Origin of the sequence: Rhodoblastus sp. (assembly GCF_041915505.1) — a bacterium.
Taxonomy (GTDB): domain Bacteria; phylum Pseudomonadota; class Alphaproteobacteria; order Rhizobiales; family Beijerinckiaceae; genus Rhodoblastus.
In genome coordinates, this window is record NZ_JAYSBG010000028.1 from 1 (window position 1) to 19,767 (window position 19,767).

At 65.4% G+C, this 19,767-nt stretch carries 19 protein-coding genes and 1 pseudogene; 16 read left to right on the forward strand and 4 right to left on the reverse strand.

The features are described from left to right. The 3 genes from odhB to ACE3S9_RS03625 all read left to right on the forward strand — a co-directional run. Positions 1-920: 2-oxoglutarate dehydrogenase complex dihydrolipoyllysine-residue succinyltransferase (odhB, locus tag ACE3S9_RS03615; protein ID WP_374545064.1), on the forward strand; the 920-nt coding region annotated here is incomplete at its 5' end. Positions 921-979: 59 nt separating this feature from the next. Next, entirely contained in the window at positions 980-2,377 is a 1,398-nt protein-coding gene (gene lpdA / locus ACE3S9_RS03620; protein ID WP_374545065.1) for a dihydrolipoyl dehydrogenase, read from the forward strand. A gap of 156 nt (positions 2,378-2,533) precedes the next feature. Next, positions 2,534-4,315, forward strand: coding sequence for a chloride channel protein (locus ACE3S9_RS03625; protein ID WP_374545066.1), 1,782 nt, complete (start codon positions 2,534-2,536; stop codon positions 4,313-4,315). Positions 4,316-4,465: 150 nt separating this feature from the next. Here the strand turns inward: ACE3S9_RS03625 and ACE3S9_RS03630 are convergent, their stop codons facing one another. Both ACE3S9_RS03630 and ACE3S9_RS03635 read right to left on the reverse strand, forming a co-directional pair. Next, complete coding sequence (locus ACE3S9_RS03630) at positions 4,466-5,446, reverse strand: tyrosine recombinase XerC (protein ID WP_374545067.1); 981 nt, start codon at positions 5,444-5,446, stop codon at positions 4,466-4,468. A 59-nt stretch (positions 5,447-5,505) separates the two neighbouring features. Further along, positions 5,506-5,823: a DUF1476 domain-containing protein gene (locus ACE3S9_RS03635; RefSeq protein WP_374545068.1), complete on the reverse strand. Its 318-nt coding sequence runs from the start codon at positions 5,821-5,823 to the stop codon at positions 5,506-5,508. Between the two features lie 292 nt (positions 5,824-6,115). Here ACE3S9_RS03635 and purC point away from each other — a divergent pair, with 292 nt between their 5' ends. Genes purC through purQ form a run of 3 tightly spaced genes read left to right on the forward strand, consistent with a single transcriptional unit; the run spans position 6,116 to position 7,915 of the window. After that, positions 6,116-6,910: a phosphoribosylaminoimidazolesuccinocarboxamide synthase gene (purC, locus tag ACE3S9_RS03640; RefSeq protein WP_374545069.1), complete on the forward strand. Its 795-nt coding sequence runs from the start codon at positions 6,116-6,118 to the stop codon at positions 6,908-6,910. A gap of 44 nt (positions 6,911-6,954) precedes the next feature. Continuing rightward, a complete protein-coding gene (gene purS / locus ACE3S9_RS03645) occupies positions 6,955-7,194 on the forward strand; it encodes a phosphoribosylformylglycinamidine synthase subunit PurS (protein WP_374545070.1) in 240 nt (79 codons plus the stop codon). A gap of 34 nt (positions 7,195-7,228) precedes the next feature. Then, positions 7,229-7,915 carry a phosphoribosylformylglycinamidine synthase subunit PurQ gene (purQ, locus tag ACE3S9_RS03650; protein WP_374545071.1) on the forward strand — a complete coding sequence of 229 codons (687 nt, stop codon included), beginning with the start codon at positions 7,229-7,231 and terminating at the stop codon, positions 7,913-7,915. A 109-nt stretch (positions 7,916-8,024) separates the two neighbouring features. Here the strand turns inward: purQ and ACE3S9_RS03655 are convergent, their stop codons facing one another. Further along, positions 8,025-8,762, reverse strand: a complete 738-nt coding sequence (locus ACE3S9_RS03655) for an OmpW family protein (protein ID WP_374545072.1) — start codon at positions 8,760-8,762, stop codon at positions 8,025-8,027. 218 nt (positions 8,763-8,980) lie between these two features. On the opposite strand from ACE3S9_RS03655, the gene purL reads away from it, so the two are divergent. The 3 genes from purL to grxD all read left to right on the forward strand — a co-directional run bounded on the left by purL (position 8,981) and on the right by grxD (position 11,943). Then, positions 8,981-11,260: a phosphoribosylformylglycinamidine synthase subunit PurL gene (gene purL / locus ACE3S9_RS03660; RefSeq protein ID WP_374545073.1), complete on the forward strand. Its 2,280-nt coding sequence runs from the start codon at positions 8,981-8,983 to the stop codon at positions 11,258-11,260. Between the two features lie 17 nt (positions 11,261-11,277). After that, the gene (locus tag ACE3S9_RS03665) at positions 11,278-11,517 is read left to right on the forward strand and encodes a BolA family protein (RefSeq protein WP_374545074.1); all 240 of its coding nucleotides are present in this window, start codon (positions 11,278-11,280) and stop codon (positions 11,515-11,517) included. Between the two features lie 69 nt (positions 11,518-11,586). Next, positions 11,587-11,943 carry a Grx4 family monothiol glutaredoxin gene (grxD, locus tag ACE3S9_RS03670; protein WP_374545075.1) on the forward strand — a complete coding sequence of 119 codons (357 nt, stop codon included), beginning with the start codon at positions 11,587-11,589 and terminating at the stop codon, positions 11,941-11,943. Positions 11,944-12,006: 63 nt separating this feature from the next. On the opposite strand, the gene ACE3S9_RS03675 is transcribed toward grxD, so the two are convergent. Further along, entirely contained in the window at positions 12,007-12,702 is a 696-nt protein-coding gene (locus ACE3S9_RS03675) for a TlpA family protein disulfide reductase (protein ID WP_374545076.1), read from the reverse strand. Positions 12,703-12,726: 24 nt separating this feature from the next. Here ACE3S9_RS03675 and argH point away from each other — a divergent pair, with 24 nt between their 5' ends. The 7 genes and pseudogenes from argH to ACE3S9_RS03710 form a co-directional block, all read left to right on the forward strand. Next, on the forward strand, positions 12,727-14,121 hold the full coding sequence (gene argH / locus ACE3S9_RS03680; protein ID WP_374545077.1) for an argininosuccinate lyase: 1,395 nt from the start codon (positions 12,727-12,729) through the stop codon (positions 14,119-14,121). An 81-nt stretch (positions 14,122-14,202) separates the two neighbouring features. Continuing rightward, complete coding sequence (locus ACE3S9_RS03685; protein WP_374545078.1) at positions 14,203-14,478, forward strand: hypothetical protein; 276 nt, start codon at positions 14,203-14,205, stop codon at positions 14,476-14,478. 8 nt (positions 14,479-14,486) lie between these two features. Beyond that, positions 14,487-15,758 carry a diaminopimelate decarboxylase gene (lysA, locus tag ACE3S9_RS03690; RefSeq protein ID WP_374545079.1) on the forward strand — a complete coding sequence of 424 codons (1,272 nt, stop codon included), beginning with the start codon at positions 14,487-14,489 and terminating at the stop codon, positions 15,756-15,758. Positions 15,759-15,807: 49 nt separating this feature from the next. Next, complete coding sequence (locus tag ACE3S9_RS03695; RefSeq protein WP_374545080.1) at positions 15,808-18,393, forward strand: TIGR02302 family protein; 2,586 nt, start codon at positions 15,808-15,810, stop codon at positions 18,391-18,393. 30 nt (positions 18,394-18,423) lie between these two features. Next, positions 18,424-18,612, forward strand: coding sequence for a twin transmembrane helix small protein (locus ACE3S9_RS03700; protein WP_374545081.1), 189 nt, complete (start codon positions 18,424-18,426; stop codon positions 18,610-18,612). A 22-nt stretch (positions 18,613-18,634) separates the two neighbouring features. Beyond that, the gene (locus ACE3S9_RS03705; RefSeq protein ID WP_374545082.1) at positions 18,635-19,210 is read left to right on the forward strand and encodes a cob(I)yrinic acid a,c-diamide adenosyltransferase; all 576 of its coding nucleotides are present in this window, start codon (positions 18,635-18,637) and stop codon (positions 19,208-19,210) included. 283 nt (positions 19,211-19,493) lie between these two features. Next, positions 19,494-19,767: pseudogene (locus ACE3S9_RS03710) on the forward strand (electron transfer flavoprotein subunit beta/FixA family protein); the annotation flags it as partial.

Genomic DNA, 19,767 nt, shown 5'->3' on the forward strand with positions numbered 1-19,767 from the left:
CTCCGGCCCCCGCGCCGGCCGGCGGCCCCGTCCCGCCGCCCTCGCCGGCCGCCGCCAAGAACGCCGCCGATCTCGGCGTCGCCATCGCCGATGTCGCCGGCTCGGGCAAGCGCGGCCAAGTGCTGAAGGGCGACGTGCTCGCCTTCGCCGCCAATCCGCCGGCCGCCGCGCCCGCGCCTGTTCCCGTTGCGGCCCGCCCGGCCTCCAGCGCCGACGACGCCGCGCGCGAAGAGCGCGTCAAGATGACCAAGCTGCGCCAGACCATCGCGCGCCGCCTGAAGGAGGCGCAGAGCACCGCCGCCATGCTGACCACTTTCAACGAAGTGGACATGCAGCCGCTGATGAGCCTGCGCACGCAGTACAAGGATCTGTTCGAGAAGAAGCACGGCGTGAAGCTCGGCTTCATGGGCTTTTTCGTGAAGGCCTGCACCCATGCGCTGAAGGAAATCCCGGCGGTCAACGCCGAGATCGACGGCACGGACCTGATCTACAAGAACTTCTGCCATGTCGGCGTGGCGGTCGGCACCGAGAAGGGCCTGGTCGTTCCGGTGGTGCGCGACGCCGACAAGCTGTCGATCGCCGGGGTCGAAAAGACTATCGCCGATTTCGGCAAGCGCGCCCGCGACGGCCAGCTCAAGATCGAAGAGATGCAGGGCGGCACCTTCACCATCTCGAATGGCGGCGTCTATGGCTCGCTGATGTCCACGCCGATCCTGAACGCGCCGCAATCCGGCATTCTGGGCATGCACAAGATCCAGGAGCGCCCCGTGGTGATCGGCGGCAAGATCGAGATTCGCCCGATGATGTATCTCGCGCTCTCCTACGATCACCGCATCGTCGACGGCAAGGAGGCCGTAACCTTCCTGGTGCGCGTCAAGGAAGCGCTGGAAGATCCGGCGCGTCTCGTCCTCGATCTCTGATCCGAACCCGCCCCCTGCCCGGTCCCGCCGGGCAGGGCTGATTTCCCGCGGAGAAATTCATGTCCTACGATCTCATTGTCATCGGCACCGGCCCCGGCGGCTATGTCTGCGCCATTCGCGCCGCCCAGCTCGGCCTCAAGACCGCCGTCGTCGAAAAGCGCAAGACCTATGGCGGCACCTGCCTCAACATCGGCTGCATTCCGTCCAAGGCCCTGCTCTACGCGTCCGAAATGTTCGAGGAAGCCGCGCACGGCCTCGCCCCGCTCGGCGTCAATGTCAGCAAGCCGAAGCTCGATCTCGTCGCCATGATGAAGCACAAGGACGAGACGGTCAGCGCCAATGTCAACGGCGTCGCTTTCCTGTTGAAGAAGAACAAGGTCGACACGTTCCACGGGACCGGCTCGATCCCCGCCGCCGGCAAGGTCGAAGTGACCGCCGAGGACGGCTCCAAGCAGGTTCTCGAAACCAAGGCCATCGTGATCGCCACCGGCTCGGACGTCGCGCCGCTGCCGGGCGTGGCCATTGACGAAAAGATCGTGGTGTCCTCGACCGGCGCGCTGGAGCTCGAAAAAGTTCCTGGCAAGCTGATCGTGGTCGGCGCCGGCGTGATCGGCCTCGAACTCGGCTCGGTCTGGCGCCGCCTCGGCTCGGAAGTCACCGTGGTCGAATATCTCGACCGCATCCTGCCCGGCATGGATCTCGAAACCGTCAAGCAGTTCCAGCGCGTGCTGGAGAAGCAGGGCGTGAAATTCGTGCTCGGCTCCAAGGTCACCAAGGTCGAAACCACCGCCAAGGCGGCCAAGGTCACGGTCGAGCCCGCCGCCGGCGGCGAAGCCAAAGTGCTCGACGCCGATGTCGTGCTGGTCGCCATCGGCCGCCGTCCCTTTACCGAAGGCCTCGGGCTGGAGGCGCTCGGCGTCGCGCTCGAACGCGGCCAGATCGTGATCGACAATCATTTCCAGACCAATGTCCCGGGCGTATTCGCCATCGGCGACGTGGTGCGCGGCCCGATGCTGGCCCACAAGGCCGAGGACGAGGGCGTCGCGATCGCGGAAATGCTGGCAGGCCAGCATGGCCATGTGAATTACGAGGTCATTCCCGGCGTGGTCTATACCTATCCGGAAATCGCCAGCGTCGGCGCGACCGAGGAAGACCTCAAGGCCAAGGGAATCGCCTATAAGGTGGGCAAATTCCCCTTCACGGCCAATGGCCGCGCCCGCGCGATGCGCCATACCGACGGTTTCGTCAAAGTGCTGGCCGACGCCGCGACCGATCGCGTGCTCGGCGCCCATATTTTCGGGTTCGGCGCCGGTGAAATGATCCACGAGGCCGCCGTGCTGATGGAATTCGGCGGCTCCTCGGAAGATCTCGCCCGCACCTGCCACGCTCATCCGACCATGTCGGAAGCGGTCAAGGAAGCGGCCATGGCCGTCGAGAAGCGCGCGATCCATATGTGAGCCTCGCGCGACCTCACGACCTGATCCAGAAAGCCCGGACCTTTCCGGGCTTTCGCATTTCGGGACGTTTGGCGCTCGCCCAAGTTCAGCGCATTTGGCGCGCGCCCATGTCCCGCCTAAGATCGTCGGCCTCAGGAAACCGCGAATCACTTGCCCATGACGCCGCCGGAGGCGCCCGACCCGCCAGCCCCCCGTTCCGTCGCCGCAAGCCTGGTGCGCGGGCTGCGCGCCGTCGCCCGTTCGCATGAAATCGCGCTGGTCGTCGCCGCCGCGGTGGTGGGGCTGATCGCCGCCACCTGCGTCACGGGCATGACGGAGGCCGCGATCCGCGCCCATATCCTCATTTTCAATCTGTCTTTCGACGTGCGGCTGAGCGCGACGGACCGCGTCGCGCCGCTCGCCGCCCTCGCCGCGCTGACGCTGGGCGGCCTGAGCCTCGGCCTGATGGAGGCCTTCCGGCTCGCAAGGCAAATTTCCGGCCCGGTCGATCCGGTCGAGGCCAATGCCCTGCGCGGCGGGCGCATGTCGTTGCGCGACAGTTTCGTCGTCGGCATGCAAACGCTGATTTCCAATTCCGTCGGCGCCTCGGTCGGGCTAGAAGCCGGCTATACCCAGGTCGGATCCGGCATCGGCTCCTATCTCGGACAGAAATTGAATCTCCGCCGCAACGATCTGCGCCTGCTGGTCGGCGCCGGCGCGGCGGCCGCAATCGGCGGCGCCTTCGGCGCGCCCCTCACCGGCGCATTCTACGCCTTCGAGGTGGTCCTCGGAACCTATTCCATCGCCGCCGCCGGTCCGGTGTTCGCCGGTTCGATCGTCGGCGTCCTCACCACGCGTTTCCTCGCCGGCGCGCCCTATCAGGTCAGGATGCCGACGGTGGAGCAAATGACGCTGGCCGATTATCCAGCTTTGTTCCTGCTCGCGGCGCTGTCGGTGGCGCTCGGCGTCGGCGCCATGCGCGCCGCCGGCGCTTCGGAGCGCGCGCTCCAGGCCACCCCGATTCCCGTCTGGGCGCGTCCGGTCGTCGGCGGCCTCGCAGTCGCCGCGCTGGCGACTGTCACACCCCAGGTGCTCGGCGCCGGGCACGGGGCGCTTTCCCTGAATGTCATCGCCAATTTCCCGATTTCCGTACTCGCCGCCTTTCTGGCTCTGAAAATGGTCGCCTCGCTGATCTCGCTCGCCAGCGGCTTTCGCGGCGGCCTGTTCTTCGCCTCGCTGTTCATGGGCGCGACTCTGGGCAAGATCTATGGCGCCGCCTTCATCGCCCTGTTCCCCGTTCAGGCGCCCGATCCGGCGGTTTGCATTCTCGCCGGCATGGCGACTTTCGGCGTCGTGATCGTCGGCGGCCCGCTGACCATGTCCTTCCTGGTGCTGGAGAACACCGGCGATTATTCGGTGACCGCCGCCGTGATCGCGGCGGCGGTCGTCGCCAGCCTGATGGTGCGCGCGACCTTCGGCTATTCCTTCTCGACCTGGCGGTTGCATCTGCGCGGCCAGAACGTCCGCAGCGCCAATGACGTCGGCTGGATTTCGGAATTGCAGGTTGACGGCCTCATGAGGCCGGAGCCGCCAACCGCTCCGGCCTGGCTCGACATTGACGCGTTCTGCGAAAGCCATCCGCCCGGCTCCGCGCAATTCGTGATCCTGACCGACGAAGCGGGCCGTTACGCCGGAATGGTCAGCGTCGCCGAGGCCCATTTCCATGCGCACAAGGCCGAAGGCTGGGTCAGCGCGCTGGCGAAACAAAAGGATGTCTGGCTGGTCCCGCTGATGAACGCCAAGACCGCCATGACCCTGTTCGACCAGACCGAAGCCGACCAGCTCGCCGTGCTCGATCCCGAAACCAAGGCGCCGATCGGCGTGCTGAACGAGGCCTATCTCGCCCGCCGCTATGCCGAACAGGCCGACGCCGCCGTGCGCAGCGCCTTCGGGATTTGAGCCCATGTTTCGATGATCGCGATTTCATCGCAATCATCGAGGTCCCTCGCATCAGCCGGTAGCCTGGCTTCAGGCGGGCGTCTAAAAAGACGCCCTACCGGTCGCATTCGCTCCTGACCGGTTCTCATAAATGAGAACCGGAATGAGCCCCTATTCTGCGCGGGGATGCGCGGCGCGATAGGCTTCGAACAGTCGCGCCTTGTCGATCGATGTATAAATCTGGGTTGTGGACAAGCTGGCGTGGCCGAGCAATTCCTGGATCGAGCGCAGATCGCCGCCCCGGCTCAGCAGATGCGTGGCGAAGGAATGGCGCAAAGCGTGCGGCGTCGCGGAATCCGGCAGGCCGAGCGCGCCGCGCAACCGCTCGACCGTCAATTGGATGATCCGGGGCGACAACGGCCCACCGCGCGCGCCGACGAACAAAGGCCCGTCCTTGGGCAGGCTATGAGGGCAGATGTCCAGATAAGCGGCGACCGCCGCGCGGACCGGCGCGATCGCCGGGACGGCGCGCGTCTTGCCGCCCTTGCCGACGATGGTCAGACTATCGGTCCGACCGACCGGCGCGTCGCCCCGCCGGATCGACAGGGCCTCCGAAATGCGCAATCCCGCGCCATAAAGCAGCGAAAGCACCGCCGCGTCGCGCGCCGCGATCCAGGGCGCGCGGCCCTCGTCCATGTCCGTCTCACCGGCGGTTATTTCGCGCGCCCTGGCGGCGACCAAGGCTTTCGGCAGCGTGCGCGCGACCTTGGGCGAACGGACCTTGTCGAACACGCCGACGGTCGCGAGGCCCTCGCGGCCGAGATGACGCGCGAAGGAACGCAAAGCGGCGAGTTGCCGCAACAGCGAGCGCGACGCGACGCCATCCTCGCGCCGGCGCGCCATGAATGCGCGCAGATCGGCGGGCTTCAACTCCGCCAAAACCGCGAGATCCGGCGACGCGCCGCGACGCTCGCGCAGAAAATGCAGGAACTGCCTGAGATCGCGCCGATAGGCGTCGATCGTCAGCGGCGAAACGCGCCGCTCGCCGGCGAGGCGGCGCAACCATTGGTCCGCCGCTTCGGCAAGCTTTTCGTCGAGGCCGGGCGCGCCGTTGCTGAACGGGCCGGCGGCGGGTGGGGCATGCTGAACCATGCCGCCATCCTAGCCGCGGGCGGTCAACAATCCCTTGCCGAATCCCTCGTCGCGCGCTCTCAGCCCTTGACGTCCTTCGACGCCTGCGCCTTGAATTCATCGAAATGGCGGGCGATCTGGTGTTCGGACTGGGCGACGCCCGCCTTCTCGAAATCCTTGTGAATCTGCGACAGGATGCCGGCCTTGACGTGAGCCGCGACATCCTGCGCGACGAGCGACTTGGCGTATTCCTCGGCCTCGGCGCCGGTCTTGCCGAGCTTGGCGGCGGCCCACAGGCCGATCATCAGATTGGTTTGGGCGAGGACCTTGAACAGCACTTCCTCGTCATGCGCGAACTTGTTCTCGAAAGCCTGTTCACGCTTGTCGAATCCGGACATCTCGGTTCCCTTCCTGTTTCGTCTTGACTTGCGCGCATATATATAGACTCGGCCGGCCTCTGCCTAGCTTCGCATTGCCTTGGGAACAAAGCCGTGAATGGGTCTTTTGGCGAATAATGGTCCGGAATTAGCCCCGTTCGTGGAAACAGGTTGTGTAACGGCGCGGAACGGGCTAGGAACCGGAAGAAACGCGGCCCAAGGGTTCCAAGACCCGCGCGACCGAAGCCGTTCCGGCGACGGCGTCCGGTTGGGACCCGCCAGGTCGCGGGAAGCCCGGGGAGCCGTGGCGTCCATGGATCATCTCAGAGATCGGTTATTTCCCATGAACCGCCGCCGTCGCATTTACGAAGGCAAGGCCAAGGTGCTCTATGAGGGCCCGGAGCCTGGCACTTTGATTCAGCATTTCAAGGACGACGCCACCGCCTTCAATGCGAAGAAGCATGAGGTGATCGACGGCAAGGGCGTCCTGAACAACCGGATTTCGGAATATATCTTCCAGAATCTGAACGATATCGGCGTGCCCACCCATTTCATCCGCCGGCTCAACATGCGCGAGCAGCTGATCCGCGAAGTCGAGATCATCCCGCTCGAAGTCGTCGTGCGCAATGTCGCCGCCGGCTCGCTCTCGACGCGCCTCGGCATCGAGGAAGGCTCGCAACTGCCGCGCTCGATCATCGAATTCTACTACAAGAACGACGCCCTCAACGATCCGATGGTGTCGGAAGAGCACATCACGGCGTTCGGCTGGGCGACCCCGCAGGAAATCGACGACATCATGGCGCTCGCCATCCGCGTCAATGATTTCCTGACCGGCCTGTTCCTCGGCGTCGGTATCCGTCTGGTCGATTTCAAGATGGAATGCGGCCGGCTGTGGGAAGGCGACATGATGCGCATCGTTGTCGCCGACGAAATCTCGCCCGATTCCTGCCGGCTGTGGGACATCAAGTCCAACGACAAGCTCGACAAGGACCGGTTCCGTCGTGACATGGGCGGCCTCGTCGAGGCCTATGCCGAAGTCGCGCGCCGGCTCGGCATCATGCAGGAAGGCGAAAAGCCCCATTCCGGCGGTCCGAAACTGGTCCAGTAAGGGCCGGGACCGTCTCCCCGATCGGCAGAAGGAATTTGCGTCCGATGAAAGCGCGCGTGACCGTGACCCTGAAGACCGGCGTGCTCGATCCGCAGGGCAAGGCGATCGAAGGCGCCCTTCATTCGCTCGGCGTCGAAGGCGTCGCCTCGGTGCGCCAGGGCAAGGTGTTCGACATCGAGATCGCCGCGGCCGATCCCGAGGCGGCCAAGGCCGCACTGACCGCGGCCAGCGAGAAATTACTGGCCAATACGGTCGTGGAAAATTTCCGCGTCGAATTGATCTGAGCCGGGCCAAGCTTTCGCTTCTCAGGAGAACGCCATGAAAGCGGCTATCGTGCTATTTCCGGGGTCCAATCGCGAGGGCGACGCGGCGCGCGCGCTGCGTCAGGCCGGCGCCAAGGTCGAGATTGTCTGGCACGCCGACCACGACCTTCCGGCCGGAACCGATCTCGTCGTCTTGCCGGGCGGCTTCAGCTATGGCGATTATCTGCGCTGCGGCGCGATCGCCGGGCGCGCTCACGTCATGGAGGCCGTCCGCCGCCACGCCGCGCGGGGCGGCCTCGTGCTCGGCATTTGCAACGGCTTCCAGATTTTATGCGAAAGCGGCCTGCTGCCGGGCGTGCTGATGCGCAACCGCGATCTGCGTTTCGTCTGCAAGCGCCAGCATCTCCGCGTCGAGCGCAATGACACGGCCTTCACCCGCGCTTACGCCGTCGGCCAGGCGATCGACGTCGCCATCGCGCATGGCGAAGGCAATTACGAGGCGCATGAAGAAACCATCCGCGCGCTCGAAGCCGAGGGCCGGGTCGCTTTCCGCTATTGCGACGCGAACGGCAAGGTCGGCGGCGCCGCCAATCCCAATGGCTCGACCAATGACATCGCCGGGATCTATTCGGAACCTTTCAACGTACTCGGCATGATGCCGCATCCCGAAAACCTGATCGACCCGCTGGTCGGCGGGATCGACGGGCGCGGCCTGTTCGAAAGTCTTTTGCGCGCGGCCTAACGTCGCATCGCTTTTTTGAAACGAAAATCCGTCGTCTCCATGACGAACATAATGAAAAAGCCCGGTCTGACGACCGGGCTCTCTTTTTTCGCGCGGAAGGAAGACGCGCTCAATATTTGGCGACGACCGGCGTCGGGAACAGGTCGGCCATCCCGAAGCGATAGCCGACGCCGACGCCGATCAGCCAGGTGTCGGCGTTGACATGAACGGTGTTCGGTCCGAACGGGGTGTTGGCGTCGGTGTTCAGGAACAGATATTTCGCGTCGGCGTTCAGCACCCAGTGCTTCGTCAGGTAGTAGTCGAAGCCCGCCTGCAGCGCGAGGCCCGCGGTCGGCTTGATGGTGACGGCGTCGCCATAGCCCAGCGTGCGGGTGAGCGGCGATGTGGTCTGCAGGAACCAAGTGTAATTGGCGCCGACGCCGACATAGGGGTCGAACTGACCCAGCGCGAAATGGTACTGCAGCGTGAGGGTCGGCGGCAGCAGCGTGGTGTTGGCGAAATTGACATTCGTGCCGACCGGGGTCAGCGAACCAGTCAGGCTGGTATGCGCGACGCCGGCGATCAGCTCGGCCGCCCAGTGCTTCGTGAAGAAATAGGTGAAGTCGACTTCGGGAACCACGTTGTCGGACAGCGAGGCGCCATAGATCGGGCCGCCGAGAATGGTCGAGCTGCTGCCGTTGGGCAGAACCCCGAGCGCGCGGACGCGGATCAGGAAGGGATCGAACGAATCGTCGACGATCGGCGCATAGACCGGCGCCTTCGCGGAGGGAAGATCGGCGGCGAGCGCCGGGACGGCGACGGTGCTCAGCAGAGCGGCCGCGAACGCGATGCGAAAGTTGCTTTTCATGGGAGGCATTCCATTTCGTAAAACCAGGGCCTCAGCACGGCCTTGGCGGCGTTCCGGGCTCATGCGTGAAATTCTCGCGACAACTCGGATTCGCGCTTGATTCAGATCAATTTATTGCGTCGCAATCTCGCGTCTGCGGTAAACTGTGGCGGAAATAACACAAAAGTTCCGTCCGTCCGCGTCCTTGCCAAGTCCGGCGCGAGGATTTATCGAACCCCATGCGCCCGCCGCGGCTTCCCGCGGCCGAAGGACGCTCTTTGATAGGGCCGGATTCCTTGACCGTTCAGACGAAATCCCGCGAACCGGCGATCACGCCGAACCTGGTGGCCCAGCACGGCCTCAAGCCCGACGAATATCAGCGCATCCTGGAGCTGATCGGGCGCGAGCCGAGCTTCACCGAACTCGGCATTTTCTCGGCCATGTGGAACGAGCACTGCTCGTATAAGTCTTCGCGCCTGCATCTGAAGAAGCTGCCGACCGAGGCGCCCTGGGTCATTCAGGGTCCAGGCGAAAACGCCGGCATCATCGACATCGGCGACGGCCAGGCCTGCGTCTTCAAGATGGAGAGCCACAACCATCCGTCCTATATCGAGCCCTATCAGGGCGCCACGACGGGCGTCGGCGGCATCCTGCGCGACGTCTTCACCATGGGCGCGCGGCCGGTCGCCTGCTTGAACCTGCTGCGCTTCGGCTCGGTCGATCATCCGCGCACGCGCCATCTGGTTTCCGGCGTCGTCGCCGGCATCGGCGGCTATGGCAACAGCTTCGGCGTGCCCACCGTCGGCGGCTCGACGGCTTTCCATTCGAGCTATGACGGCAATATTCTCGTCAACGCCATGGCCGTCGGACTGGTGCCCAGGGACAAGATTTTCTACGCCGCCGCGACCGGCGTCGGGCGTCCCATCGTATACCTCGGTTCGAAAACCGGGCGCGACGGCATTCATGGCGCGACCATGGCCTCGGCCGAGTTCGACGCCAATTCCGACGAGAAACGTCCGACCGTCCAGGTCGGCGATCCTTTTTCAGAAAAGCTCCTGCTCGAAGCCTGTCTCGAAATCATGGCCAAGGGCTGCGTCGTCGCGATCCAGGACATGGGCGCGGCGGGACTGACCTGTTCGGCGGTCGAAATGGGCGCCAAGGGCAATCTCGGCGTCGAACTTGATCTCGACGCGGTGCCCTGCCGCGAGCCGAATATGTCGGCTTATGAAATGATGCTGTCGGAAAGCCAGGAGCGCATGCTCATGGTGCTCGATCCCGACAAGGAAGCCGAAGCCGAAGCCATTTTCCGCAAATGGGGGCTGGATTTCGCGGTGATCGGCAAGACCACCGACACTTTGCGCTTCGTGGTGCGGCACAAGGGCGAGATCAAGGCCGACCTGCCGATCAAGGAGCTGGGCGACGAGGCCCCGCTCTATGACCGGCCGCATGTTCCGACGCCGAAGGCGGCGAAGCTCGATCCGGCCGCATTGCCGACGCCCCTCGCCATCGACGCCGCGCTGAAAAAGCTGGTCGCGACGCCGGACCTCGCCTCGAAGCGCTGGATCTGGGAACAATATGACCATCTGATCCTGGGCAATTCGATCCAGGGGCCAGGCGGGGATTCCGCCGTGGTGCGGATCGATGACTGCCCCAAGGGCCTGGCTTTGACCGCCGACGTCACGCCGCGCTATTGCTTCGCCGATCCGGTCGAGGGCGGCAAACAGGCGGTGGCGGAAGCGTGGCGCAACATTACCGCCGTCGGCGGTCTGCCGCTGGCGCTCACCGACAATCTGAATTTCGGCAATCCGGAAAAGCCCGACATCATGGGCCAGTTCGTCGGCTGCCTCGACGGCATCGGCCAAGCCTGCCGCGCGCTCGATTTCCCCATCGTCTCGGGCAATGTCTCGCTTTATAATGAGACGCAGGGCAAGGGCATCTTGCCGACCCCGTCGATCGGCGGCGTCGGTCTTGTCGCGGATGTGACCAAAAGCGTCGGCCTCGCCTTCCGCGCGCCGGGCGAAAAAATCTTGCTGGTTGGCGAAACCGAGGGCTGGCTCGGCCAGTCGATCTATCTGCGCGACATTCTCGGCCGCGAGGAAGGCGCCCCGCCGCCGGTCGACCTCGCCGGGGAAAAGACCCATGGCGATTTCGTGCGCTCTCTGATCGGCGACGGATATGTCAATGCCGTGCATGATCTTTCCGACGGCGGTCTCGCCGTCGCGCTCGCCGAAATGGCCATGGCCGGCCGCATCGGCGCGAAAGTCGCCGCGCCGGGCGTCGATTGCGCCGCGATTTGGTTCGGCGAGGACCAGGGCCGTTATCTGCTTGTCGCGTCGGCGGAAAAGGTCGGAGACATTCTTGACCGCGCGGCGGCTGCGGGCGTTGCCGTGACCGAGATCGGCGAGACCGGCGGCGACGCCCTTTCGCTCGGCGCGGCCACGCCTCTGCTGGTGCGGGAATTGCTTGAGGCGCACGAAAACTGGATGCCGGCCTATATGGCCGGCGAGAAAGCCGCCTAAACGACGAGGGATCCGCCATGCCGATGGAAGCCAGCGAAATCGAACGCCTGATCAAGAAAGCCATGCCGGATGCGGAGGTGTTCATCACCGATCTGGCCGGCGACGGCGATCATTATCGCGCCCAGGTCATTTCGGAGGCCTTCCGGGGCCTGAGCCGCGTGCGCCAGCACCAGTTGGTCTATTCCGCGCTCGGCGGACAGGTCGGCGGCGTGCTGCACGCGCTGGCGCTGGAGACCGCCGTTCCCGAAACCGCTTGAAGCGCGCGCCCGCGCGCCTTAAATCTGTTCCGTCACGGAGCCTTGACCTCCGTTTGAAAGGAACACGCCATGTCGGACGCTCTGATTTCCACCGCCATTGACCGCATCAAGCAGGAAGTGGCCGAAAATGACGTCGTGCTCTTCATGAAGGGCACGCCCAATTTCCCGCAATGCGGCTTCTCCGGCCAGGTTGCCAAGATTCTCGGCTTTCTGGAAGTGCCCTACAAGGGCGTGAACGTGCTGGAAGACGGCGACATCCGCGAAGGCGTGAAGCAATACGCCAATTGGCCGACCATTCCCCAACTTTACATCAAGGGCGAATTTGTCGGCGGCTGCGACATCATTCGCGAAATGTTCCAGTCCGGCGAATTGATCGACCATCTCCAATCCGCCGGCGTTCCGGTGAAGGATCCGCGCCAGGGCTGAGCCGGCGCCGCATGGCCGAAGGAAACGATCCGGGCCTCGCGCCCGGATTTTCCTTGCTGAGGCCTATTTCGCGCCCGCCGCCCGAACCAAAGCCAGCGCGTCGGCGCCGTCCCATTGCGCCGGGCCGGCCAGAGCGCCGATTTCGCAGCCGTCGGGGCCGATCAGGAAACTGGTCGGCAGGCCGACCAGCTTGCCGCTCTGTTGCAGAACCTGAAAGGTCTTCCCGCTCGATTCGGCGTAGAAGCCCAGGTTCTTGACGGCGATCTCCTGCAGAAAGGCCTTGGGCCGCTCCAGCTTGGCGGTGTCGACATTGACCGCGACGACGCTGAAGGCGCCGTCGCCCGCTTCGCCCTGCAGCCGGTCGAGCGCCGGCATTTCCTCGCGACAGGGCACGCACCAGGTCGCCCAGAAATTCAACAGGATGGTCCGGCCTTTGAAGGCGGCGAGATCGGTCGCGGCGCCGTCATGGGCGAAGGTCAGGTTCGGCATCGGCTTCGGTTTGGCGTGAATGGCGAGCGCGGCGAGATCGCCTTTGGCCAACGGCGCGAGCTTCGCCGCCAACGCGGCCGAGGCGGCGCATTCGGCGGAAGCCGTCGCGGCTTCCTTGCCGCCGCCCCCATTCATCCCGTATAGGACGAACCACAAAATCGCCGCGACGACAGCGGCGACCAGAAGGACATGCGGCAGGATGAGCTTGCGGGCGATGGAGCGCATGCGCGCGGGATCGACCGGCGGCGGCGCGTCTTGCTCGTCATTCATCTTGGACCTCGCTGCGGAGCGGTCATGAGCAATCAGATGTGGGGCGGCCGATTCACCAGCGGCCCCGATGCGATCATGGAGGAGATCAACGCCTCCATCGGCTTCGATTATCGCCTGGCCCGGCAGGATATCGCCGGGTCGAAGGCGCATGTGGCCATGCTGGCGAAGACCGGAATCGTCTCGCAAGCCGATTCCGACGCCATTGCGAAGGGTTTAGACGAGGTCGGCGCCGAAATCGAGAGCGGCCAATTCGCCTTTTCGCGCGCGCTGGAAGACATTCACATGAATGTCGAATCGCGGCTCGCCGAAAAGATCGGCGCCGCGGCCGGCCGCCTGCATACCGCGCGCTCGCGCAATGACCAGGTGGCGGTGGATTTCAAGCTCTGGGTCCGCGACACGATCGACGAGCTGGACGGCCAGTTGCGCGACCTGCAAAACGCTTTGGTCGAAAAGGCCGCCGCTTTTCCGGAAGCGGTCATGCCCGGCTTCACCCATCTGCAATCGGCGCAGCCGGTGACCTTCGGCCATCATCTGCTCGCCTATGTCGAGATGATCGCGCGCGACCGCGGCCGGTTCCGCGACGCCCGCGCGCGGCTCAACGAATGCCCGCTCGGCGCGGCGGCTCTGGCCGGCACCTCCTTCCCGATCGACCGCGAGGCGACAGCGAAAGCGCTCGGCTTCGACCGCCCGACCGCCAATTCGCTCGACAGCGTGTCGGACCGCGATTTCGTGCTCGAAACGCTTGCGGCCGCCGCGATCGCAGCGACACATCTGTCGCGTTTCGCCGAAGAGATCGTGCTGTGGACCACGCCGCAATTCGGCTTCATCGCGCTGTCGGACAAATTCACCACCGGCTCGTCGATCATGCCGCAGAAGCGCAATCCCGACGCGGCGGAGCTGGTGCGCGGCAAGTCCGGCCGGGTCATCGGCGATCTCGCCGGCCTGCTGATCGTCATGAAGGGCCTGCCCTTGGCTTATTCCAAGGACATGCAGGAAGACAAGGAAGGCTGTTTCGATTCGCTGCAGTCGCTGTCGCTCTGCATCGCCGCCATGGCCGGCATGGTCCGCGACATGACGCCGCGTCTTGAAAGGATGAAGGCGGCGGCGGGCTCCGGCTATTCGACCGCCACCGATCTCGCCGACTGGCTGGTGCGCGCGCTCGGCATGCCGTTCCGGCAGGCGCATCACGTCACCGGCCGGATCGTGGCGCTGGCGGCCGAAGCGGGCCTCGAACTTGAACAATTGACGCTCCCGCAATTGCAATCGATCGATCCGGCGATCACCAGCGCGGTGTTCGACGTGCTCGGCGTGGAAAATTCGGTGCGCAGCCGGCTGAGCTATGGTGGCACCGCGCCGGACAATGTGCGCAAACAGGCGCACGCGTGGAGCCAGCGCCTCGCCGCGGAAAAATCGGCCTGAACCTGCGCCTTTATGGGCGCGCTTTTGCGGTTTTTCTTCTATAGTCCGCGCCGTTCGCGGGATCATTCGGGAGTCCGGCTTTTGACTCGTAGGGTTGTTATCAGGGCGGCGCTCTTCAGGACCGCGCTTTGTGCGGCCGCGCTCTCCGGCGCGCTCCTGCTCGATGGATGCGGACGGCGCGGCTTGCCGGTTCCGCTCGATCCGGCCGTCGAGCAGAAGGCCGAGGACGCCCCGGCCTCGCCGGCCAGTGAGAACCCCACGGCCAATTCGCACGAGAAACTGCCCAAAGGCGTCGACGATAACGCGCTCAAGGCCGGCGCGCGCAAGACGCCGACGCCCTTCGACTTCCTGCTCTAAGGTCCGGCATGCATTTCTTCGATTACAAGGACGGCGTGCTGCATGCCGAGGGCGTCGCTTTGCCGGAACTGGCGAAAAGCGTCGAGACGCCGTTCTATGTCTATAGCGCCGCGACAATCCGCCGCCATTTCACGGTGTTTTCGCAAGCGATGAGCGATTTCGACGCCCTCGTCTGCTATGCGATGAAGGCCAATTCCAATCAGGCGGTGCTGACCCTGCTGGCCAAGCTCGGCGCCGGCATGGATGTGGTTTCGGAAGGCGAATTGCGCCGCGCCCAGGCGGCGGGTGTCCCCGGCGGCCGGGTGACCTTTTCCGGCGTCGGCAAGACAGACCGCGAGATCGCTTTCGCGCTCGATTACGGCATTTTCTGCTTCAACGTCGAATCCGAACCGGAACTGGAGCGCATTGCGCAGATCGCCTCGGCGCGCGGCCAGACGGCGCCGATCTCGATTCGCGTCAATCCCGACGTCGACGCCAAGACCCACGCCAAGATCTCGACCGGAAAGTCCGAAAACAAATTCGGAATCCCGATTTCGATCGCCCGCGACGTCTACGCCCGCGCGAAAAACCTTGCCGGCGTCCAGATCGCCGGCGTCGACATGCATATCGGCTCGCAGATCACCGATCTGGCGCCGTTCGACAACGCCTTCGCCATTCTCGCCGATTTCGTCCGCCAGTTGCGGGCGGACGGCCACGCCATCGCCCATGTCGATCTCGGCGGCGGCCTCGGCATTCCCTATTCCGAGCGCGACAATCCCGACAGCTACCGGCCCGAACTTTACGCCGAAGTGGTCCGCCGGCATTTCAAGCCGAATGACGCCAAGCTGGTGTTCGAGCCGGGGCGGTTGATCGTCGGCAACGCCGGGCTGCTGGTGACCCGCGTGATTTATGTGAAGCACGGCGAAGCCAAGAATTTCGTCATTGTCGACGCGGCGATGAACGATCTCGTGCGCCCGACGCTCTATGAAGCCCATCACGACATTTTCCCGGTCGCCGCGCCGGCCGGGGGCGACGCCAGGATCAAGGCCGATCTGGTCGGCCCGGTCTGCGAGACCGGAGACTTTCTGGCCCGCAACCGCGACCTCGCCGAGCCGAAGCCCGGCGACCTGCTGGCCGTGATGTCGGCCGGCGCCTATGGCGCCGTTCAGGCCGGCACCTATAATTCGCGCCTGCTGATCCCGGAAGTGCTGGTCGATGGCGACCGCCACGCGGTGATCCGCCCGCGCGGCGATTACGAAACCCTGATCGGCCTCGACAAAGTTCCGCCCTGGTTGACATGAAGACTTTGTTCGGCGCGAAATTGGTTTTTCGAAAACGAGGCGCCGCAAGGTGACGGATAAGGCAAAGGCTGGGCGAGAGGCGCTCCGCGATCGTCTGGCGGAATGGCGGAGAACGCGGCCGCGGCGGCTGGCCTGGCTCGCCCGGGCCGCCCTGGCTTTCGAGCGCCTCGCCCGCGCGCTTGCGCCCGCCGCCATCGTGACCGGCCTTTTCGTCGCCCTGAGCTGGACCGGACTCTGGCTCGGCGCGCCGACTGCGCTGCGCATTTTCGGCGTCGTGATCCTCATCGGCGCGCTGGTCGCGGCTTTGGTTCGGCTGCGCGACTTTTCCTGGCCGAGCGCGGCCCAGGCCCGCGACGCGCTCGATCTCGGCGATCCCGACGCCCCGGCTTCCACCTTGGCCGATTCGCTGGCCAATAAGGACGATCCGCAAACGCAGGGCCTCTGGCGCCTGCACCAGCGGCGCGCGGAGGAACGCGCCGCCCGCCTCAAGCCGGTGCTGCCGTCGCCCCGGCTCTGGATGGTCGACCCTCGCGCCCTCGGCGCCCTCGCCGTGCTGGCGCTGCTCGGCACGGGCTTTCTCGCCGGGCCGGAAAAATATGCGCGGGTCGCCGCGGCTTTCGACTGGCGCTGGCGCGCCGCCGAGGGCGCGCCCTCGCGCCTCGACGCCTGGATCGATCCGCCGGCCTATACCGGCAAGCCGCCGCTCGTCCTGTCGCTCCACAATGCCGGCGAAACGCGCGGTCCGATTTCCGCGCCCGTCAACGCGACCATCGTCGTCCGCGCCGCCAATGCGGCCGATCTCCGCATCGCGACCCAAGGCGGCGTCGAGACCGCCCCGGAAACGGCCGGCTCGAATTCGGCGGCGAAGGAGCGCCGCTTCGTCCTGCACGGCGACGGCCATCTGACCCTTTCCGGCGCGACGGGCGAAATCGCCGCTTTCGCGCTTCACGCGATCCCCGATCTTCCGCCCAAGATCACGCCGCTCGGGCCGCCGCAGACCAATCTGCGCGGCACTTTCGCGCTCAGCTATCGGATCGAAGACGATTATGGCGCGCGCGACGCCCAGGTGGCCGCAAGAGTAGCGGCGGGCGAGGCCGCGCCCGGCGCGCATCCGGTCGTGCAGCCGCCGAGCGGGTCGCTCGACCTTCCGTCCGGCCCGGGCGCGCTCGGCGAAGCCAAGACGACCATCGACTGGAGCGAGAGCCCTTATGCCGGGACGCAGGTCGATCTCATCCTGCGCGCCCATGACGAGGGCGGCAATGAAGGCGAGGCGATCCTCCTCAATTATGTCCTGCCGGGCAAAGTCTTCAAGAATCCGCTGGCGCTTGCCCTGGTCGAACAGCGCCGCCTGCTGGCGCTCGACGCCGGCCAGAAGGACCGCACGCTGGCGACGATCGACGCCCTGATGATCGCGCCGGAGGTTTTCACCCCCGACCCCAAGATCTATCTCGGCCTCCGCTTCGCCCATGATTCCCTGCGCCATGCGCAAAATGACGCGGACCTCGTCGCCGTGGTCGATTTCCTGTGGGAAATGGCGACACAGATCGAGGACGGCGACGGCTCGCAGGCCGAGCGCGACCTCCGGGCCGCCGAAAAGGCCTTGCGCGAGGCCATCAAGCGCGGCGCCTCGCCGGAGGAAATCGCCAAACTGACGGCGCAATTGCAGAAGGCGCTCGACCAATATCTCGCCGCCATGCAGGACAAGGCCTCCAAGAGCGAGCGATCCGCCGAAACCGAAACCGGCAATGGACAATCGGTCTCGGCGCAGGATTTCAAATCCATGCTCGAACAGCTCGCGGAGGCGGCCAAGGACGGCGACAAGGACGCCGCCATGGAGCTGCTCGACCGCATGCGCGACATGCTGGAAAATCTCAAGGCCGCCGAGCAGTCCGGCCGTTCGTCGCAGGCCTCGCAGAACCGCAAGACCATGCGCGACATCGACAATCTGATGCGCGAGCAGCAGAAGCTGCGCGACGACACCTTTTCGCGCGATCGCGGCAATCCGCAGGGCTTCGAGCCGGAGCAGGACGAGAACGAGGCGCAGGCGGATCAGGGCGAGGGCCAGAAGGACCAGGCCGGCCAGCCGCCGCGCTCCGGCCAAGGTCAGGGACAGGGCAAGGGACAGGGCAAGGCCGGCGGCGCGCCCGAGCAAGACGGCGATCAAGCCGCGCAGGACGAACTCGGCCAGCGCCAGGGCCAGCTCGGCGGCAAGCTCGACGCGCTCAGGCGACGGGCCGAGGGCCAGGGCGCCGGGAAATCGCCGGGCCTCGCCGAGGCCGGCGAAGCGATGAAACAGGCCGAGCAGGCGCTCAAACAGGGCGACAACCAATCTGCGCTGAGCGCTCAGGGCCGCGCGCTCGAGGGCCTGCGCAAGGGCGCCGCCGAAATCGCCCAGCAGGGCGGCGAAAACGGCCCCCCGGACGATCAGGAACAGGCGGGCGAGAAGCAGGGGCAGGGCCTTCAGGGCCGGAACGGCGAGGGTCGTTTCGGCCGCGCCAACCGCCAGAACAATATTGACGCCACCGCCGCGCAAAAGGCGCGGAAAGTGCTCGAGGAATTGCGGCGCAGACTGTCCGATCCGAACCGCGCGCGCGAAGAGCTCGACTATCTCGAACGATTGATCCGGCCCGACTGATCCCGGCGCGAAGGAGAGGATTCTGGGCTGATGGCCAATTTTTCCAATCTTCTGACCGGCGCGGCGCTTGGCGCGGTGGCCATTGTCCTTTTACTGGGTCTCGCCAATATGCTGCGCGGCGGCAGCCCCAATCTGTCGCAAAAGCTGATGCGCTGGCGGGTGGGGCTGCAATTTGTCGCCATCGTCGTCATCATGACCGTGCTCTACCTGCGCCGGTGATTTTCCTGAGATAAGTCCGATCATGGTCAAGCTGAACAAGATCTACACCCGGACCGGCGACGACGGCTCGACCGGCCTCGCCAATGGCGAAAGGCGCGCCAAATGCGACGCCCGCGTCGAGGCCTATGGCGATGTCGACGAGGCCAATTCGGCGGTCGGCGTGGCCCGCCTCTCGACGGCGGCCCTGCCCGAACTCGACGCCATGCTGGAGCGCATCCAGAATGATCTGTTCGACCTCGGCGCCGATCTGGCGACGCCGCCTTCGGACAAGCCGCTCGGCTACGAGCCCTTGCGCATCGTGATGGCGCAGGTCTCCCGGCTCGAACAGGAGATCGACGCGCTCAATGCGCGGCTGTCGCCCTTGCGCTCCTTCGTCCTGCCCGGCGGCTCGCCCGCCGCCGCCGCGCTCCATCTCGCGCGCGCGATTTCGCGGCGGGCCGAGCGGCGCATGGTTTCGCTTGCGGCCTCGGGCGAGGAGGTCAGCGCCCCGGCCCTGCAATTCATCAACCGTCTTTCCGATTTCCTGTTCGTCGCCGCGCGCGTCGCCAATCGCGACGGCGCCGACGACGTTTTGTGGAAGCCGGGGCAGAACCGTTGAGCCGCCTTGTTTTCCGCGCTGAGACGCTGCGCCGCGCCGCACGCGGAACCGACGTTGACTCGCTGCAAAGCCGCGACTACCAGATGATTTCCGGTTTCTCCGGCATTGAGCGTCGCGGCGTCCGCGCGGCGCTCGGCCCATTCGAATGTTGAAGGACGAGACGCGCCCGGCCGCCGTCGGACGGCCCGGGCCGATGTGATGTTTCGCTGGTGGTCTTAGCGCTGATTTCCCGCCCACAAAATTCCGCCATTGTTCGGGAATTGGCTTTTGGAGGTCGAACCCTATGAAAATACTGGTGCCCGTGAAGCGGGTTGTTGATTACAACGTGAAGATCCGGGTGAAGACGGATGGGTCTGGCGTTGAATTGGCCAATGTCAAGATGTCGATGAACCCGTTCGACGAGATCGCGGTGGAAGAGGCGCTTCGGCTGAAGGAAGCCGGCAAGGCGAGCGAAGTGGTGGTGGTGTCGATCGGCCCGCAGCAGGCGACCGAGACCCTGCGCACCGGCCTCGCCATGGGCGCCGACCGCGGCGTGCTGGTCAAGACCGACGAGACCG

Excerpts from the sequence above, each read along its gene's own strand:
- argH (WP_374545077.1), top strand. The coding sequence starts at position 12,727 with ATGAGCAATCAGATGTGGGGCGGCCGATTCACCAGCGGCCCCGATGCG.
- ACE3S9_RS03665 (WP_374545074.1), top strand. The coding sequence starts at position 11,278 with ATGCCGATGGAAGCCAGCGAAATCGAACGCCTGATCAAGAAAGCCATG.
- ACE3S9_RS03675 (WP_374545076.1), bottom strand. The coding sequence starts at position 12,702 with ATGAATGACGAGCAAGACGCGCCGCCGCCGGTCGATCCCGCGCGCATG.
- ACE3S9_RS03705 (WP_374545082.1), top strand. The coding sequence starts at position 18,635 with ATGGTCAAGCTGAACAAGATCTACACCCGGACCGGCGACGACGGCTCG.
- grxD (WP_374545075.1), top strand. The coding sequence starts at position 11,587 with ATGTCGGACGCTCTGATTTCCACCGCCATTGACCGCATCAAGCAGGAA.
- ACE3S9_RS03635 (WP_374545068.1), bottom strand. The coding sequence starts at position 5,823 with ATGTCCGGATTCGACAAGCGTGAACAGGCTTTCGAGAACAAGTTCGCG.
- ACE3S9_RS03655 (WP_374545072.1), bottom strand. The coding sequence starts at position 8,762 with ATGAAAAGCAACTTTCGCATCGCGTTCGCGGCCGCTCTGCTGAGCACC.
- purQ (WP_374545071.1), top strand. The coding sequence starts at position 7,229 with ATGAAAGCGGCTATCGTGCTATTTCCGGGGTCCAATCGCGAGGGCGAC.
- ACE3S9_RS03700 (WP_374545081.1), top strand. The coding sequence starts at position 18,424 with ATGGCCAATTTTTCCAATCTTCTGACCGGCGCGGCGCTTGGCGCGGTG.
- lysA (WP_374545079.1), top strand. The coding sequence starts at position 14,487 with ATGCATTTCTTCGATTACAAGGACGGCGTGCTGCATGCCGAGGGCGTC.
- purS (WP_374545070.1), top strand. The coding sequence starts at position 6,955 with ATGAAAGCGCGCGTGACCGTGACCCTGAAGACCGGCGTGCTCGATCCG.
- lpdA (WP_374545065.1), top strand. The coding sequence starts at position 980 with ATGTCCTACGATCTCATTGTCATCGGCACCGGCCCCGGCGGCTATGTC.
- purC (WP_374545069.1), top strand. The coding sequence starts at position 6,116 with ATGGATCATCTCAGAGATCGGTTATTTCCCATGAACCGCCGCCGTCGC.
- ACE3S9_RS03630 (WP_374545067.1), bottom strand. The coding sequence starts at position 5,446 with ATGGTTCAGCATGCCCCACCCGCCGCCGGCCCGTTCAGCAACGGCGCG.
- purL (WP_374545073.1), top strand. The coding sequence starts at position 8,981 with ATGCGCCCGCCGCGGCTTCCCGCGGCCGAAGGACGCTCTTTGATAGGG.
- ACE3S9_RS03625 (WP_374545066.1), top strand. The coding sequence starts at position 2,534 with ATGACGCCGCCGGAGGCGCCCGACCCGCCAGCCCCCCGTTCCGTCGCC.